The sequence below is a fragment of the Pseudomonas sp. UC 17F4 genome (genome assembly GCF_900101695.1).
In the GTDB taxonomy this organism is placed as follows: Bacteria; Pseudomonadota; Gammaproteobacteria; order Pseudomonadales; family Pseudomonadaceae; genus Aquipseudomonas.
The window spans coordinates 2,398,522-2,413,352 of sequence record NZ_FNKV01000001.1 but is presented as its reverse complement, the minus strand read 5'-3'; the positions used below and the strand labels follow the sequence as shown (position 1 = coordinate 2,413,352).

Below are 14,831 nucleotides of genomic sequence, written 5' to 3'. Positions count from 1 at the left end.
GTGCCTCGGCAGCACCCTCGCCAATGGATAATCACCAAAGACAAAAAGGGCACCCGAAGGTGCCCTCATTCACATCAAACAATCAATTCAGAGCAGGCTTGCTCTCACCATTGATAGGAATCCGCTTGGCCTTGGCCTCTTCCGGCACAATCCTCAGCAGATCAATGCTCAGCAGCCCGTTCGCCAGACCAGCCGCCTTGACCTCGATATGGTCAGCCAACCGGAACGACAACTTGAACGCCCGTTGGGCGATGCCCTGATGCAGATAGGTAACGCTATCAGCGTTGCTGTCACGCTTGCCGCCAGTCACGGTCAAGACGCCTTTTTCCACCTGCAGGTCCAGATCCTGCTCCTGGAAACCGGCCGCAGCAACGACGATTCGATAATGGTCATCGCCATGTTTTTCAACGTTGTAGGGAGGGTAGCTGCTACCCGCCTCATTACGCGCCGCAGATTCGAACAGGTCATTGAAACGGTCGAAACCCACGGAATGGCGGAACAGTGGAGCCAGAGAAAAAGCAGTAGTCATGATGCATCTCCTGAAAATCAGCGAGGTTGTGTAGTAACGCGACCCGACTTCGGCATCGCGTACTCCCTAGATAAGGACCCTCGCCTGCTTTTCAAGCAACCCTGCAAAAAATTTTTCAGGCCGCCTCGCTGACCGGTACACCAATCAACTGCCCGACCCGATTGCAGTCGGTTTCCCGACGCAATTCGGTGAACAGCGCCACCGCTTCGGGGTAGGTGCGGGTCAGCATCGCCACCCATTGCTTGAGACGCCCCGGCGCCTGGCGCGGGGTCATCTGCGCGCGGGCCTGGCCCCAGAAGTCCTGGATCAGCGGCAGCAAGCTCTGCCAGACCATGGGCACGAACTCGACGCCATCGCGTTCGGCGGCAATCTGCCGGGCCAGGTCCGGGCGCGAAACCAGGCCACGCCCCAGCATGATGTCTTCAACGCCACTGACTTCGCGGCAGCGCCGCCAGTCTTCCAGGGTCCAGACCTCGCCGTTGGCATACACCGGCACCTTGACCACCTCTTGCACCCGCGCCACCCACTCCCAATGGGCCGGCGGCTTGTAGCCGTCAACTTTGGTCCGCGCGTGCACCACCAACTGCTCGGCGCCGCCTTCGGCCAGGGCCCGGGCGCAGTCCAGGGCGCCGTCGGGGCTGTCGAAACCCAGGCGCATCTTGGCCGTGACCGGGATATGCGCAGGCACCGCGCGACGCACTTCACACAAGATCGCGTGCAGCAGTTCCGGCTCCTTGAGCAGCACCGCCCCGCCCCGCGACTTGTTGACGGTCTTGGCCGGGCAGCCAAAGTTGAGGTCGATCACCGGCGCGCCCAGCTCACAGGCCAGCACTGCGTTCTCGGCCAGGCACACCGGGTCGGAACCGAGCAATTGCACCCGCAACGGCACCCCGGCCGCAGTGCGGGCGCCCTGGCTCAGCTCCGGCGCGAGCTTTTCGAAGGTCGCCGCCGGCAGCAGGCGGTCGCAGACCCGAATGAACTCGGTGACACACCAGTCGATGCCGCCCACCTGGGTCAGTACGTCGCGAAGAATGTCGTCGACCAGCCCCTCCATCGGGGCCAGGGCAATTTGCATGGGTTGCATCTCGGCTGGAAAAGGCCGGCAGTCTAGCAAAATCCGCGGCTTACAGCGCTCCGGCCATCAGCGCCGGGCCATAGCCGTCGATAAACTCGGCCGGCATGCGCTTGGGTCGCCCTGTGGATAACTCGATGCAGACGAAGGTGGTTTGCGCACGCAGCAAGGTGGTGCCGTCGCTGGGGCGGACCAGCTGGAAGCGCCGGGTCATTTTCAGCCGCTGGTCCCAGTCGACGATCCAGGTTGCCAGTTGCAGCTCGTCGTCTTCGTAGGCAGCGGCCAGGTAGTCGATTTCGTGGCGGACCACCGCCATGGCCCGGTCCAGGCGCCGGTATTCGGCCAGGTCCAGCCCCAGGCGCTGGGAGTGGCGCCAGGCGCAGCGCTCGAGCCAGGTGACGTAGACCGCGTTGTTGGCGTGGCCGAGGCCGTCGATGTCGTCGGCAGCGACCCGCAGGTCGATGATGAACGGTGTTGCCAGGTCCCAACTCATGCCCGCTCCAGATCCGTGGTTAACGGGCAGAGTGTACCGGATGCTCAGGCCGATTGCCGGGCCGGTGAACTGCTGCGCTGCAGCAGCGCCAGCACCCCTTCGCGCACTTGTGGGTCAGCCAGCACCCGCAGGTGACCACCGTCGGACAGGCGCAGCAGGCGGCTGTCGAACCAGGCGCGGTGGATGGCGTCGGACTCGTCTACCGGTACCAACTGGTCGTCCTCGGCATGCACGATCAAGCCGGGCAGCTCCAGTTGGTAGCCGCTGACATCCAGGCGAGAAATCTGCACGCCGACATCGCGCTCAATCTGGCGAATGAACGCCGCCCGCGCCCGCGCCGGCATGCCCAGGTGACGAGCGAAACCGCGGATCACGCCAAGCAACTGCGCCGGCGCGGCGATGCTCACCGCCACTTCGGCGCGCAGCCCCCACTGCAACGCCAGGAGCATGCTGGCGCCGCCCATGGAATGGCCAACCACGGCCTTGAGCGGCGGCAGTTCGGCGGCGGCTTCCAGCAAGGCACGGGCGAACAGCACCACGTTAGCTTCGTTGCCCGGCGAGCGGCCATGGGCCGGGCCTTCCAGGGCCACGGCGGTGTAACCGGCGTCGACCAGGCTGTCGATCAGGTGGGCGAACTGGGTCGGGCGCCCTTCCCAGCCGTGCATCAGCAGCACGGTCGGGCCCTGGCCCCAGCGCAGTGCCGAGAGGCCGAAACGCAAGGTGATGCGCTCGGCGCGGGCCAGCAGCGGCAGCTCCCAGTCTCGCGGCGGCCGGTTGCGCGGGGTCATGAAGGCACGGCGCATCTTGCGTGCGATATGTTCCGGCGCCAGATGCCCGAGGGTGCCGTTAACGCTACGAATCCAGCTCAAGGTATTCATCGCTTCACTCCGGTGGATATCGCGTAGTTCAGACAACCGCCGACTTGGCGGCGCGCAGGATGCGGTCAGACAGCTCGTCAGTGCCCAGGGCCCGGGCCAGGGCCAGGCCACCGATCATCAGGGCCATGTCGGCGAGCACCTTGTCGGCCTCTTCCGGGCTGTCGGCGAGGTTGGCCATCATCAGTTCAATGTGTTCGGCCAGCACTTCGCGGAAGGCTTCCGGAAGGCGCGCCATTTCGCCCAGCGAGGTCGGCAGCGGGCAGGCACGCTCGGTGGCGTCGCGGTGCTTGCGCGACAGGTAGAAGGCGGCAACCAGAGCCCGGCGCTCCTCGCCGCTCATGTTCGGGTCGACTTCGGCGAGCAGCGCCCGACGCTCGCCCAGCAACTGGCGAAAGGCTTCGAGCATCAACGCGTCCTTGCTGTCGAAATGGGCGTAGAAGCCACCGACGGTCAGGCCGGCGGCGCCCATCACCTGATTGACGCTCGGCTCGGCGGGGCCATGCTGGATCAGCGCACTGCAGGCAGCATCGAGAATCCGTTCGCGGGTCTTGGCCTTTTTGTCGTTCATGCTCGCCTCCAAAATATTATGGTTAGAATATTATTCTCATCATATTTTTTAGCAAGCAGAAATTGCTGCCGCTGGTCGCGTCAGGCAAGAAAGGCGTGAGGAGAAGTTTTTTCAAGACAAAAACAAAAGGCTCATTCAATAATCGAATGAGCCTTGAAATCCCACAAAGTGGGTAAAATGGCGTCCCCTAGGGGACTCGAACCCCTGTTACCGCCGTGAAAGGGCGGTGTCCTAGGCCACTAGACGAAGGGGACTTGTAACCTTCGTGCAGATCCGTTTTCACGAATCCTGGCAAAATTGGTGGAGCTAAGCGGGATCGAACCGCTGACCTCCTGCATGCCATGCAGGCGCTCTCCCAGCTGAGCTATAGCCCCAGATTTCTAGCCTCGCGGCCCAGCGACTTCTTTCGACGTCGCTTGTGTAAAACTGGCGTCCCCTAGGGGACTCGAACCCCTGTTACCGCCGTGAAAGGGCGGTGTCCTAGGCCACTAGACGAAGGGGACGAACCTTCTTACCTTACCAACCCGGTCGCTGGAACCCGGTTGATTCCGCAGTCAGTCTAGCTGACTGCGAATCGGAATTTGGTGGAGCTAAGCGGGATCGAACCGCTGACCTCCTGCATGCCATGCAGGCGCTCTCCCAGCTGAGCTATAGCCCCACTATGTCGCTTTGAACTTGAATCGCTTGGCTGGGTGCTTCGCGTTTCGTTTTCGTTCATCGCTGTGGACGGGGCGCATATTAAGATCGGATGGCGAACCTGTCAAATATATTTTCAACAAAATTCAAAAAAAATTTCCGAGATAACAAACACTTACCGCCCGAGCGGATGAAACACCCCGGTTTTACAGGGGTTTGCGGGCTTCTTCGCGGGGCAAGCCCGCGCCTACTGAACAGGTAGGAGCGGGCTTGCCCCGCGAAGTTTTACCAAGGTCAGGCAATCAGGCGATGGTGCCCAGGAGCTTTTCCCACTCTTTGTTTTCTTTCTTCGACACACCACCGAGCAGGTCCAGAGCCTGGCGCAGGCGGTAGCGGGTCAGGTCCGGGCCGAGGATTTCCATGGCATCGAGCACCGAAACCGAGCTGGCCTGGCCGGTGATGGCGGCAAACATCAGCGGCATGGCATCACGCAGCTTCAGCTCCAGGGCTTCGACCACCGCCTGGATGCAAGCGGTGATCCGCTCTTTTTCCCACTGGCGCAGGCTTTCGAGCTTCCACAGGATCAGCTGGATCACCTGGCGTACCTGGTCGGCCGAGAGCTTTTTGCTTTCGAACAGCTTGGCGTCGAGCTTGAGCGCACCTTCAAAGAAGAAGCCGCCCAGCGGCACGACCTGGCTGAAGGTCTCTACCCTGCCCTGCACGTGCGGCGCGATCTGCATCATGTAGTCGCTGTTGAACGCCCATTTCTGCAGGCGCGCAGCGAATTCCTCTACCGGCAGTTCGCGCAGCCACTGGCCATTGAGCCACGACAGCTTCTCGATGTCGAAGATCGGCCCGCCGAGGGACACCCGCGACAGGTCGAAGTGCTCGACCATCTCGGCCAGGGAGAACTTCTCGCGCTCGTCCGGCATCGACCAGCCCATGCGGCCCAGGTAGTTGAGCATGGCTTCGGGCATGAAGCCCATGCGCTCGTAGAAAGTCACCGAGGTCGGGTTCTTGCGCTTGGACAGCTTGCTCTTGTCCGGGTTACGCAGCAGCGGCATGTAGCACAGGGTCGGTTGTTCCCAGCCGAAGTACTCGTACAGCTTGATCAGCTTGGGCGCCGACGGCAGCCATTCTTCACCGCGCAGCACGTGAGTGATGCCCATCAGGTGGTCATCGACGACGTTGGCCAGGAAGTAGGTCGGCAGGCCGTCGGTCTTCATCAGCACCTGCATGTCCATGCGGTCCCACGGGATTTCGACGTCGCCACGGAGCATGTCCGGGACCACGCAGACGCCTTCGCTCGGCACCTTCATGCGGATCACGTGCGGCTCGCCAGCGGCCAGGCGGCGCTGCACTTCTTCAGCCGACAGCAGCAAGGCGCGACCGTCGTAGCGCGGGGTTTCGCCGCGGGCCATCTGCTCGGCACGCATCTGGTCGAGCTCTTCGGCGGTGCAGAAGCACGGGAAGGCGTGGCCAAGGTCGACCAGTTGCTGGGCGTACTGCTTGTAGATATCGCCCCGCTCGCTCTGCCGGTAAGGGCCATGCGGGCCGCCGACGTCCGGACCTTCGCTCCACTCGATGCCGAGCCAGCGCAGAGCGTCGAAGATTTGCTGTTCCGACTCGCGGGTCGAGCGCAGCTGGTCGGTATCTTCGATACGCAGGATGAACTCGCCGCCGTGCTGCTTGGCAAAGCAGTAGTTGAACAGGGCGATGTAAGCGGTGCCGACGTGGGGATCGCCAGTAGGCGAAGGCGCGATACGCGTGCGAACGGTGGTCATGGACAGTCTCGAACTAGAGATGAAACAAAGGCTGGATGTTAACAGGGAGCGGGCACCGGGCTCCAGCAATGGGCGCGATCGGCACTTGTAAGCACGGCTGCAAACGCTGTTAAATTTGCTTACATTTTTACAACGATCGTACCCATGCCTGCCCAACTCAAGCGTCGCCTGCTGATTTTTCTTGCCCTTGTCCTGCTGATTGCCCTCGCCTTCCTGGCCCACTGGTACTTCAAGGGACGCTTCTATGAAAGCACCGACAACGCCTACGTGCAGGGCGAAATAACCCGGGTTTCCAGCCAGCTGAGCGCGCGCATCGATCAAGTGCTGGTACAGGACAACCAGCACGTGGCCAAGGGCGACCTGCTGGTGCGCCTTGAGCCCGAAGATTTTCGCCTGGCCGTTGAACGCGCCCGCGCCGCCCTCGATACCCGCGAAGCCGAACGCCTGCAGGCCGAAAGCCGGCTCACCCAACAAGCCAGCCTGATTGCCGCAGGAAAAGCGCAGGTTGCCGCTAACCAGGCCACCCTCGGCCGTGCGCAACTGGACCTGAACCGCGCCGAGGCCCTGCGCAAACCGGGCTTTGTCTCGGAAGAACGGGTCACCACACTGTCAGCCGAAAACCACGTCGCCCGCTCCCAGGTGAGCAAGGCCCAGGCCGACCTGCAAGGCCAGCGCCAGCAGGTCAACGCCCTGGCCGCCGAGATCAAGCGCCTCGATGCGCAGATCGTCAACGCCCGCGCCGACCTGGCCCAGGCCGAGCTGAACCTGACCCGCAGCGAAATCCACGCCCCGATCAGCGGCATCATCGGCCAGCGCGCCGCGCGCAATGGCCAGGTGGTCCAGGCCGGCGCCTACCTGCTGTCGATCGTCCCCGATGAAGACATCTGGATTCAGGCCAACTTCAAAGAAACCCAGATCGGCCACATGCAGCCCGGGCAAAAGGCTGAACTGCTGTTCGACAGCTACCCGGACACCCCGATCGAAGCGCGGGTCGACAGCCTGTTCGCCGCCTCCGGCGCGCAGTTCAGCCTGCTGCCGCCCGACAACGCCACCGGCAACTTCACCAAGGTGGTGCAGCGCATTCCGGTAAAACTGACCTTCGCCGCCAACAACCCGCTGCACGGCAAGATCCGCCCGGGCATGTCGGTAACCGCCACCGTTGATATCCGCGACAACGCCGACCATGGCCGGTGACCAGTTGATCCGTCCCGCCGGCGAACCCAGCCGGCGCGACTGGATCGCGGTAATGAGCGTGATGCTCGGCGCCTTCATGGCGGTGCTGGACATCCAGATCACCAATTCCTCGCTCAAGGACATCCAGGGCGCGCTGTCGGCAACCCTGGAGGAAGGCTCGTGGATTTCCACCTCCTACCTGGTGGCCGAGATCATCATGATCCCGCTCACCGCCTGGCTGGTGCAGCTGCTGTCGGCGCGGCGCCTGGCGGTGTGGGTGTCGCTGGGCTTTCTGGCCTCATCGCTGCTCTGCTCCATGGCCTGGAACCTGGAGAGCATGATCGTCTTCCGCGCCATGCAGGGCTTTACCGGCGGCGCGCTGATCCCCCTGGCCTTCACCCTGACCCTGATCAAGCTGCCCGAGCACCACCGGGCCAAGGGCATGGCCATGTTCGCCATGACCGCCACCTTCGCCCCCTCGATCGGCCCGACCCTGGGTGGCTGGCTGACCGAGAACTGGGGCTGGGAGTACATCTTCTACATCAACATCCCGCCGGGGCTGATCATGATCGGCGGCTTGCTGTACGGCCTGGAGAAGAAAGAAGCCCATTGGGAACTGCTGAAAAGCACTGACTATGCCGGTATCGTCACGCTGGGCGTCGGCCTTGGCTGCCTGCAGGTGTTTCTAGAGGAAGGCCACCGCAAGGACTGGCTGGAATCGAGCCTGATCGTCACCCTGGGCAGCATCGCCCTGCTCAGCCTGATCACCTTCGTGATCCTGCAGTTTTCCAAACCCAACCCGCTGATCAACCTGCGCATCCTTGGCAACCGCAACTTCGGCCTGTCGAGCATTGCCAGCCTGGGCATGGGCGTGGGTTTGTACGGTTCGATCTACCTGCTGCCGCTTTACCTGGCGCAGATCCAGAACTACAACGCCCTGCAGATCGGTGAAGTGATCATGTGGATGGGCATTCCGCAGCTGTTCCTGATTCCGCTGGTGCCGCAGCTGATGAAGGTGATTTCACCGAAGATCCTCTGCACCCTGGGTTTCGGCCTGTTCGGCCTGGCCAGTTTCGGCTCCGGGGTGCTCAACCCGGACTTTGCCGGCGAGCAGTTCAACCATATCCAGATCATCCGCGCCCTCGGCCAACCGATGATCATGGTGACCATCTCGCTGATTGCCACCGCGTACATCCAGCCACAGGACGCCGGCTCGGCCTCGAGCCTGTTCAACATCTTGCGCAACCTGGGTGGCGCCATCGGCATCGCCTTGCTGGCGACCTTGCTGGATGCACGTACCAAGGTGTATTTCGATTACCTGCGCGAGTCGATCGTGCCGAGCAACCCGCAAGTCGCGGAGCGTCTGGCGCAACTGGCAGAGCGACTGGGCAGCGATGCGGCGGCGCTGGGCAAGCTGAGTGAAATCACCCACCAGCAGGCGATGATCATGGCCTATAACGATGCCTTTCACTTTGTCGGCATCGGCTTGGCGATCAGCATGCTGGCGGTGGTGATGACGCGCAAATTGCCGCAGGGGTTGAAGGCTGGGGAAGCGCACTAATCGCGGCGCCTTATCGCGGGTCAAGTCGAGGCGTCGCACCGCCGCTCCCACAGGTAAGGCAATCATAGGGCCAGCGATAAGGCCCTCAGGTGGTGATCATCCGCTCGCGCAGCGCGGTAATCTCGTCGCGCAACTGCGCCGCCGCTTCGAACTCCAGGTCCCGCGCCAGCTGGTACATTTTCTCTTCCAGCTGCTTGATGCGCTTGGCGATCTCGCCCGGTGAGCGCAGTTCGGCTTCGTAACGGGCGCTCTCCTCTGCCGCCTTGGCCATGCCCTTGCGCTTCTTGCTGCGCGAGCCAGGCACGTTGGCGCCTTCCATGATGTCGGTGATGTCCTTGACCACGCCCTTGGGCACGATGCCGTTGGCGGCGTTGAAGGCGATCTGCTTGTCGCGGCGCCGCTCGGTCTCGCCAATCGCCCGCTGCATGGAGCCGGTCATGTTGTCGGCATAGAGGATCGCCCGGCCATTGAGGTTACGCGCCGCGCGGCCGATGGTCTGGATCAGCGAGCGCTCGGAACGCAGGAAACCTTCCTTGTCGGCATCGAGAATCGCCACCAGCGATACCTCCGGCATATCCAGGCCTTCACGCAGCAGGTTGATGCCCACCAGCACATCGAAGGTACCCAGGCGCAGGTCGCGGATGATCTCGACCCGCTCCACTGTATCGATGTCCGAGTGCAGGTAGCGCACGCGCACATCGTGGTCGGCCAGGTAGTCGGTGAGGTCCTCGGCCATGCGTTTGGTCAGGGTGGTGACCAGCACGCGCTCCTCCACGGCCACGCGCTTGCGGATCTCCGAGAGCAGGTCGTCGACCTGGGTGGTGGCCGGGCGCACTTCGACCTGCGGATCGACCAGGCCGGTTGGGCGTACTACCTGCTCGACCACCCGGCCAGCATGTTCGGCCTCGTAGTTGCCGGGGGTCGCAGAAACGAAGATGGTCTGCGGGCTGACGTTTTCCCACTCGTCAAAGCGCATCGGCCGGTTGTCCAGCGCCGAGGGCAGGCGAAAGCCGTACTCGACCAGGGTTTCCTTGCGCGAGCGGTCGCCCTTGTACATGGCGCCGACTTGCGGAACGCTGACGTGGGATTCGTCAATTACCAGCAGGGCATCGTCCGGCAGATAGTCGTAAAGAGTCGGTGGCGCTGCCCCGGCCGGGCGCCCGGAGAGGTAGCGCGAGTAGTTTTCGATGCCGTTGCAGTAACCCAGCTCGAGGATCATCTCCAGGTCAAAGCGGGTGCGCTGCTCCAGGCGCTGGGCCTCGACCAGCTTGTTGGCCTTGTGCAGGTACTCAAGGCGCTGGGCCAGTTCCTCCTTGATGCCGTCCACGGCCTCGAGCAGGGTCTCGCGCGGGGTCACGTAATGGCTCTTGGGATAGAAGGTGAAACGCGGCAGCTTGCGGATCACCTCGCCGGTCAGCGGATCGAAGGCGGCGATGTTCTCGACCTCGTCGTCGAACAGCTCGATGCGGATGGCTTCCAGGTCCGATTCGGCCGGGAAGATATCGATCACATCACCGCGCACGCGGAAGGTAGCGCGGGCAAAGTCCATTTCGTTGCGGGTGTACTGCAGGTCGGCCAGGCGGCGCAGCAGCGCACGCTGGTCGAGCTTGTCGCCGCGGTCCACGTGCAGGACCATCTTCAGGTAGGTTTCCGGGCTGCCCAGGCCATAGATGCAGGACACCGTGGTGACGATGATCGCATCACGGCGCTCCAGCAGCGCCTTGGTCGCCGACAGGCGCATCTGCTCGATATGGTCGTTGATCGAGGCGTCCTTCTCGATAAAGGTGTCCGAGGACGGCACGTAGGCTTCGGGCTGGTAGTAGTCGTAGTAGGAAACGAAGTACTCGACGGCGTTGTTCGGGAAGAATGACTTGAACTCGCCATACAGCTGCGCCGCCAGGGTCTTGTTCGGCGCCAGTACCAATGTCGGGCGCTGCACCTGGGCGATCACGTTGGCAATGCTGAAGGTCTTGCCTGAGCCTGTCACCCCGAGCAGGGTCTGGTGCGCAAGGCCCGCCTCGATTCCTTCGACCATCAGGCGAATGGCCTCGGGCTGGTCGCCGGCCGGCTGGAAACGGGTGACGAGCTGGAACTCGGACATGACAAACCTCTGTGTGATCGCGATGGTTTCATCGCTGGCGCGGGCAACTGTATTTATAGACAGTAGTTATACCGAATTAAGGGCCCATTGCGCCAGTTTCAACTGAGTAACCCGGGCATTTCTGAGTATGGACCGGTGAAATCGACTAACGGTCGAAAAATATTCGGTCAAACAGCAGGAAAAGCTGCGGCAGACTGTCGCCGTGACCGAGCGGTATCACTATACTGACTCCCCGTTTGTGCACCGCTCTAGTGCAAGCGACTGGAGCGTGCGACCTCTTCCACTCTCCATTCAGAGCCAAGGTAATAATGAGCCTGTTTTCCGCTGTCGAGCTGGCACCACGCGATCCCATTCTGGGCCTCAACGAAGCTTTCAACGCCGATACCCGTAGCAACAAGGTCAACCTGGGTGTAGGTGTTTACTGCAACGAAGAAGGGCGTATCCCACTGCTGCGTGCAGTGATCGAAGCCGAAACCCAGCGCGCTGCCCAGCACGCTTCCCGCGGTTACCTGCCGATCGACGGTATCGTCGCTTACGACCAGGCCGTACAGAAGCTGCTGTTCGGTGCCGAGTCGCCACTGCTGAGCGCCGGTCGCGTAATCACCACCCAGGCCGTCGGCGGTACCGGCGCCCTGAAGATCGGTGCCGACTTCCTCAAGCAGCTGTCGCCGAACGCCGTCGTCGCCATCAGCGACCCGAGCTGGGAAAACCACCGCGCACTGTTCGAAACCGCTGGCTTCCCGGTCCAGAACTACCGCTACTACGACGCCGCCACCCACGACGTCAACCGCAGCGGCATGCTCGAAGACCTCAACGCCCTGCCGTCCGGCTCGATCATTGTGCTGCACGCCTGCTGCCACAACCCGACCGGTGTCGACCTGACGCCAGAAGACTGGAAAAACGTCCTCGAAGTGGTCAAGGCCAAAGGCCACGTGCCGTTCCTCGACATGGCCTACCAGGGCTTTGGCGCCGGCATCACTGAAGACGCCGCCGCGGTACGCCTGTTCGCCGAGTCGGGCCTGGACTTCTTCGTCTCCAGCTCGTTCTCCAAATCCTTCTCGCTGTACGGCGAGCGCGTTGGCGCCCTGTCGATCGTCACCGAGTCCAAGGAAGAGGCCACCCGCGTGCTGTCGCAAGTCAAGCGCGTGATCCGCACCAACTACTCCAACCCGCCGACCCACGGCGCGACCATCGTCGCCACCGTGCTCAACAGCCCAGAGCTGCGCAAGATGTGGGAAGACGAGCTGGCCGAGATGCGCCAGCGCATCCACGGCATGCGCAAGCAGATGGTCGAGCTGCTGGCCGAGTACGGCGCCAAGCAGGACTTCAGCTTCGTCGGTCGCCAGTGCGGCATGTTCTCCTACTCGGGCCTGACCGTTGAGCAGGTCGCGCGCCTGAAGAATGAGTTCGGTATCTATGCTCTGGATACCGGTCGCATCTGCGTCGCCTCGCTGAACCAAAGCAACATCCATGTGGTGACCAAGGCGATCGTCGAGGTCCTGTAATTTACTCAATTGCATAGGGGAGGCTTGACTTCCCCTTAGCAATCAGTAAGATACGCCACAGATTCCGCGATAGCTCAGTCGGTAGAGCAAATGACTGTTAATCATTGGGTCCCAGGTTCGAGTCCTGGTCGCGGAGCCAAACACCTGAAAAACCTCCAGTTGCCCTGAGCACTGGAGGTTTTTTCGTTTCTGGCAGATTAAATCGCACAGCCCGGTCACCCCTCAGGGAAAACCGGGCGGACGATCAGGTCCGGCCGATGGGGTAGAAACAGCCACCACTCCAGACGCCCAGCCACTGCTGGCCATCGATCTGCCTGGGCACCGCCAGTTCGACCAACTGGTAGAAGACATTGCGATGGATCAACGCTTCGAGGTTGCTACGCATGTGCACGTACGGCGAAGGCTCCTGGGTCTGCGCGTCGATTTCAACGCGCAGCGGATGCTCGGGGCCGGCCTCGACCTGGTCGTCGACATTGCTGGTAAAGCGCAACAATTGCTGCTCACCCTCACCCTGTACCTCCAGGCTGACCGCAACAAAGGGCGCGTCATCGACCTTGATGCCGACCTTCTCCACTGGCGTCACCAGGAAGTAGTCGTCACCGTCGCGGCGGATGATGGTCGAGAACAGCCGCACCATCGGCTTGCGCCCGATCGGCGTACCCAGGTAGTACCAGGTGCCGTCACGGGCGATGCGCATGTCGATGTCGCCGCAAAAATCCGGGCTCCACAGGTGCACGGGCGGCAGGCCCTTTTCTGCCTTGGGAATCTGCGCCAGCAGATCATTGGCCTTGCCGGTGTCTTGCATCACCCTCTCCTTAACGACTCATGCCCAACAGACTGCGAGCGTAATCCTCGAGTGGCGGGCGGAGCAAATCTTCCGGCTTGTTGTCGTGGAACGTCAGCAAACCGCCGCGGCTTTTGATCCGCGCGGTGTCGATCAGGTAACGGGTGCTGGTTTCAATCAGCATCAGCTGCACCACACCAGTATCGATACCCAGACGATCGACCGCCTGCTCGTCATACCACTCATCGCCATTGCCGATGCGATCGTCGGTGCGGGCAAAACGGGTGTACAGCAAGTAATGGGCGCCGACTTCACGCGCTTCGATCAGCGCTTGCTCAAGGCCCAGCGGCGCAGGGGCACGGCGAACCAGCGGGAAGTACTCGACAAAGCCCTTGAAGGCTTCTTCAGCCACGACGTTGGGCCGCGGGTACGGGCCCTTGCCTGATGGCACGAAAGCACCCTGGCCAATGTAAATGAATGAATCAGGCTGCAGGCGCACCGACAGCGAACGACGGGTGTCGCTGTGATCGAGCAGACCGGCATCGCTCATGTGATAACGGGCACCCTCGCCCATATCGCTGACATTCATGCAGCCGCCCAGCGCCGTCAGCGCCAGCAGCAAAACCAGGCTACGCATCTATCCTCCAGTGGCCGGTGACGGAAAACCGGCGAACAGCTGGCAGATGCAGCTTTTGCGCCAGTCTTAGCCGCCGATGATTTTCATCACCGTCGCGCCACCGGAAAACGCCACCGACTGCTTGTCGCCAAGGGCTTTGACCAGCAAGCCCTGTAGCGCCGGCAAGGCCTGGTGGCGCGGTTTGTCGAGCAGGTCGCCGATATAGTGACGGTTGCTCGACGACAGGCAACCGTGCAGCCAGCCGGTGGAGGACAGGCGCAAACGCGAACAGGTACGGCAGAACGGCACGCTCTCGTTGGCGATCACGCCAAAATAACCCTGGCCCGGGATCTGGTAGCGCAAGGCGGTGGCATCCACCGGCGCGTTGGCCTGCAGGTACTCGTACTGCTCGCCGATCAATTGCAGCAAGTGCTCAAGGCTGACGAACTGCTGCAAAAAGGCATTGCTGTCGCGCGCCAGGTGCCCCATGCGCATCAGCTCGATGAAGCGCAGCTCGTAGCCGTGGGCCAGGCAGTACTCCAGCAGCGGCAGCACCTGGTCGAAGTTCTGCCCGCGCAACGGCACCATGTTGACCTTGATCTGCATGCCGGCGGCGCTGGCCTGGCTCATGCCGTCGAGCACAGTGGCCAGGTCGCCGCCACGGGCAATACGCCGGAAGGCATCCGGATCAAGGGTGTCGAGGGAAACGTTGAGGCGACGGATACCCGCCGCGCGCAGCAACGGCAGCTTGCGCGCCAGCAACTGGCCGTTGGTGGTCAGGCTGATTTCATCCAGGCCCAGATTGGCAATGGAGCTGAGGAAGGTTTCCAGCTTGGGGCTGACCAGCGGCTCGCCGCCGGTGACGCGCACCCGCTCGATACCGGCGGCCTCGACCAGATAAGCCACGCCGCGGGCCATGGCCTCGGCCGAGAGCTCGTCCTGGGCCGCGACCAGACGCTTGCCGTCGGGCACACAATAGGTACAGGCGTAGTTGCAGGCAGCCGTGAGGCTGACACGCAAATTGCGAAAACGCCTGCCTTGGCGGTCGACGATCATGGGTGACTCCGGCATGGGTGAATCGGGCCTGCAAAACCTGACTCAAAAATCAGGTTTTTGCAAGCCTCATACCTG

General features: G+C 62.3%; 13 protein-coding genes and 5 tRNA genes. 4 read left to right on the top strand and 14 right to left on the bottom strand.

The window, feature by feature from the left end:
• Positions 1-82: 82 nt before the first annotated feature.
• The 10 genes from BLR26_RS11265 to gltX form a co-directional block, all read right to left on the bottom strand.
• Complete coding sequence (locus tag BLR26_RS11265) at positions 83-529, bottom strand: Hsp20 family protein (RefSeq protein ID WP_045195122.1); 447 nt, start codon at positions 527-529, stop codon at positions 83-85.
• A gap of 115 nt (positions 530-644) precedes the next feature.
• Positions 645-1,604, bottom strand: coding sequence for a tRNA dihydrouridine synthase (locus tag BLR26_RS11260; protein ID WP_093380608.1), 960 nt, complete (start codon positions 1,602-1,604; stop codon positions 645-647).
• Between the two features lie 49 nt (positions 1,605-1,653).
• Positions 1,654-2,094, bottom strand: coding sequence for an acyl-CoA thioesterase (locus BLR26_RS11255; protein ID WP_045195126.1), 441 nt, complete (start codon positions 2,092-2,094; stop codon positions 1,654-1,656).
• A gap of 44 nt (positions 2,095-2,138) precedes the next feature.
• Positions 2,139-2,972, bottom strand: coding sequence for an alpha/beta fold hydrolase (locus BLR26_RS11250; protein ID WP_093380605.1), 834 nt, complete (start codon positions 2,970-2,972; stop codon positions 2,139-2,141).
• A 28-nt stretch (positions 2,973-3,000) separates the two neighbouring features.
• Positions 3,001-3,540, bottom strand: coding sequence for a TetR/AcrR family transcriptional regulator (locus BLR26_RS11245; RefSeq protein ID WP_045195130.1), 540 nt, complete (start codon positions 3,538-3,540; stop codon positions 3,001-3,003).
• A 178-nt stretch (positions 3,541-3,718) separates the two neighbouring features.
• A tRNA-Glu gene (locus tag BLR26_RS11240) sits at positions 3,719-3,794 on the bottom strand.
• A 44-nt stretch (positions 3,795-3,838) separates the two neighbouring features.
• A tRNA-Ala gene (locus BLR26_RS11235) sits at positions 3,839-3,914 on the bottom strand.
• Positions 3,915-3,967: 53 nt separating this feature from the next.
• Positions 3,968-4,043, bottom strand: a tRNA-Glu gene (locus BLR26_RS11230).
• A gap of 79 nt (positions 4,044-4,122) precedes the next feature.
• Positions 4,123-4,198, bottom strand: a tRNA-Ala gene (locus BLR26_RS11225).
• Positions 4,199-4,478: 280 nt separating this feature from the next.
• Positions 4,479-5,960 carry a glutamate--tRNA ligase gene (gene gltX, locus BLR26_RS11220; RefSeq protein ID WP_045195132.1) on the bottom strand — a complete coding sequence of 494 codons (1,482 nt, stop codon included), beginning with the start codon at positions 5,958-5,960 and terminating at the stop codon, positions 4,479-4,481.
• A gap of 144 nt (positions 5,961-6,104) precedes the next feature.
• On the opposite strand from gltX, the gene BLR26_RS11215 reads away from it, so the two are divergent.
• A complete protein-coding gene (locus BLR26_RS11215) occupies positions 6,105-7,154 on the top strand; it encodes an HlyD family secretion protein (protein ID WP_045195134.1) in 1,050 nt (349 codons plus the stop codon).
• The gene (locus BLR26_RS11210) at positions 7,144-8,694 is read left to right on the top strand and encodes an MDR family MFS transporter (protein WP_045195135.1); all 1,551 of its coding nucleotides are present in this window, start codon (positions 7,144-7,146) and stop codon (positions 8,692-8,694) included. Before BLR26_RS11215 ends, BLR26_RS11210 begins: the two co-directional genes overlap by 11 nt.
• 85 nt (positions 8,695-8,779) lie before the next feature.
• On the opposite strand, the gene uvrB is transcribed toward BLR26_RS11210, so the two are convergent.
• A complete protein-coding gene (gene uvrB / locus BLR26_RS11205) occupies positions 8,780-10,795 on the bottom strand; it encodes an excinuclease ABC subunit UvrB (RefSeq protein ID WP_045195137.1) in 2,016 nt (671 codons plus the stop codon).
• A gap of 308 nt (positions 10,796-11,103) precedes the next feature.
• Between uvrB and BLR26_RS11200 the strand changes: the two genes are divergently transcribed.
• Together BLR26_RS11200 and BLR26_RS11195 are read left to right on the top strand one after the other, a co-directional pair.
• Positions 11,104-12,300 carry an amino acid aminotransferase gene (locus BLR26_RS11200; RefSeq protein ID WP_093380602.1) on the top strand — a complete coding sequence of 399 codons (1,197 nt, stop codon included), beginning with the start codon at positions 11,104-11,106 and terminating at the stop codon, positions 12,298-12,300.
• A 63-nt stretch (positions 12,301-12,363) separates the two neighbouring features.
• A tRNA-Asn gene (locus tag BLR26_RS11195) sits at positions 12,364-12,439 on the top strand.
• 105 nt (positions 12,440-12,544) lie between these two features.
• On the opposite strand, the gene BLR26_RS11190 is transcribed toward BLR26_RS11195, so the two are convergent.
• From BLR26_RS11190 to BLR26_RS11180, 3 genes are all read right to left on the bottom strand, one after another.
• Complete coding sequence (locus BLR26_RS11190; RefSeq protein WP_093380600.1) at positions 12,545-13,105, bottom strand: DUF1285 domain-containing protein; 561 nt, start codon at positions 13,103-13,105, stop codon at positions 12,545-12,547.
• Positions 13,106-13,115: 10 nt separating this feature from the next.
• Positions 13,116-13,721, bottom strand: a complete 606-nt coding sequence (locus BLR26_RS11185) for a DUF4823 domain-containing protein (protein WP_045195142.1) — start codon at positions 13,719-13,721, stop codon at positions 13,116-13,118.
• 66 nt (positions 13,722-13,787) lie between these two features.
• Positions 13,788-14,756 carry a GTP 3',8-cyclase MoaA gene (locus BLR26_RS11180; RefSeq protein WP_093380598.1) on the bottom strand — a complete coding sequence of 323 codons (969 nt, stop codon included), beginning with the start codon at positions 14,754-14,756 and terminating at the stop codon, positions 13,788-13,790.
• Positions 14,757-14,831 lie beyond the last annotated feature (75 nt).

Bases quoted from the DNA above. Each gene is read 5' to 3' on its own strand.
- BLR26_RS11185 (WP_045195142.1), bottom strand. From the start codon at position 13,721: ATGCGTAGCCTGGTTTTGCTGCTGGCGCTGACGGCGCTGGGCGGCTGC.
- BLR26_RS11215 (WP_045195134.1), top strand. From the start codon at position 6,105: ATGCCTGCCCAACTCAAGCGTCGCCTGCTGATTTTTCTTGCCCTTGTC.
- uvrB (WP_045195137.1), bottom strand. From the start codon at position 10,795: ATGTCCGAGTTCCAGCTCGTCACCCGTTTCCAGCCGGCCGGCGACCAG.
- BLR26_RS11210 (WP_045195135.1), top strand. From the start codon at position 7,144: ATGGCCGGTGACCAGTTGATCCGTCCCGCCGGCGAACCCAGCCGGCGC.
- gltX (WP_045195132.1), bottom strand. From the start codon at position 5,960: ATGACCACCGTTCGCACGCGTATCGCGCCTTCGCCTACTGGCGATCCC.
- BLR26_RS11200 (WP_093380602.1), top strand. From the start codon at position 11,104: ATGAGCCTGTTTTCCGCTGTCGAGCTGGCACCACGCGATCCCATTCTG.
- BLR26_RS11265 (WP_045195122.1), bottom strand. From the start codon at position 529: ATGACTACTGCTTTTTCTCTGGCTCCACTGTTCCGCCATTCCGTGGGT.
- BLR26_RS11190 (WP_093380600.1), bottom strand. From the start codon at position 13,105: ATGCAAGACACCGGCAAGGCCAATGATCTGCTGGCGCAGATTCCCAAG.
- BLR26_RS11245 (WP_045195130.1), bottom strand. From the start codon at position 3,540: ATGAACGACAAAAAGGCCAAGACCCGCGAACGGATTCTCGATGCTGCC.
- BLR26_RS11180 (WP_093380598.1), bottom strand. From the start codon at position 14,756: ATGATCGTCGACCGCCAAGGCAGGCGTTTTCGCAATTTGCGTGTCAGC.
- BLR26_RS11260 (WP_093380608.1), bottom strand. From the start codon at position 1,604: ATGCAAATTGCCCTGGCCCCGATGGAGGGGCTGGTCGACGACATTCTT.
- BLR26_RS11250 (WP_093380605.1), bottom strand. From the start codon at position 2,972: ATGAATACCTTGAGCTGGATTCGTAGCGTTAACGGCACCCTCGGGCAT.
- BLR26_RS11255 (WP_045195126.1), bottom strand. From the start codon at position 2,094: ATGAGTTGGGACCTGGCAACACCGTTCATCATCGACCTGCGGGTCGCT.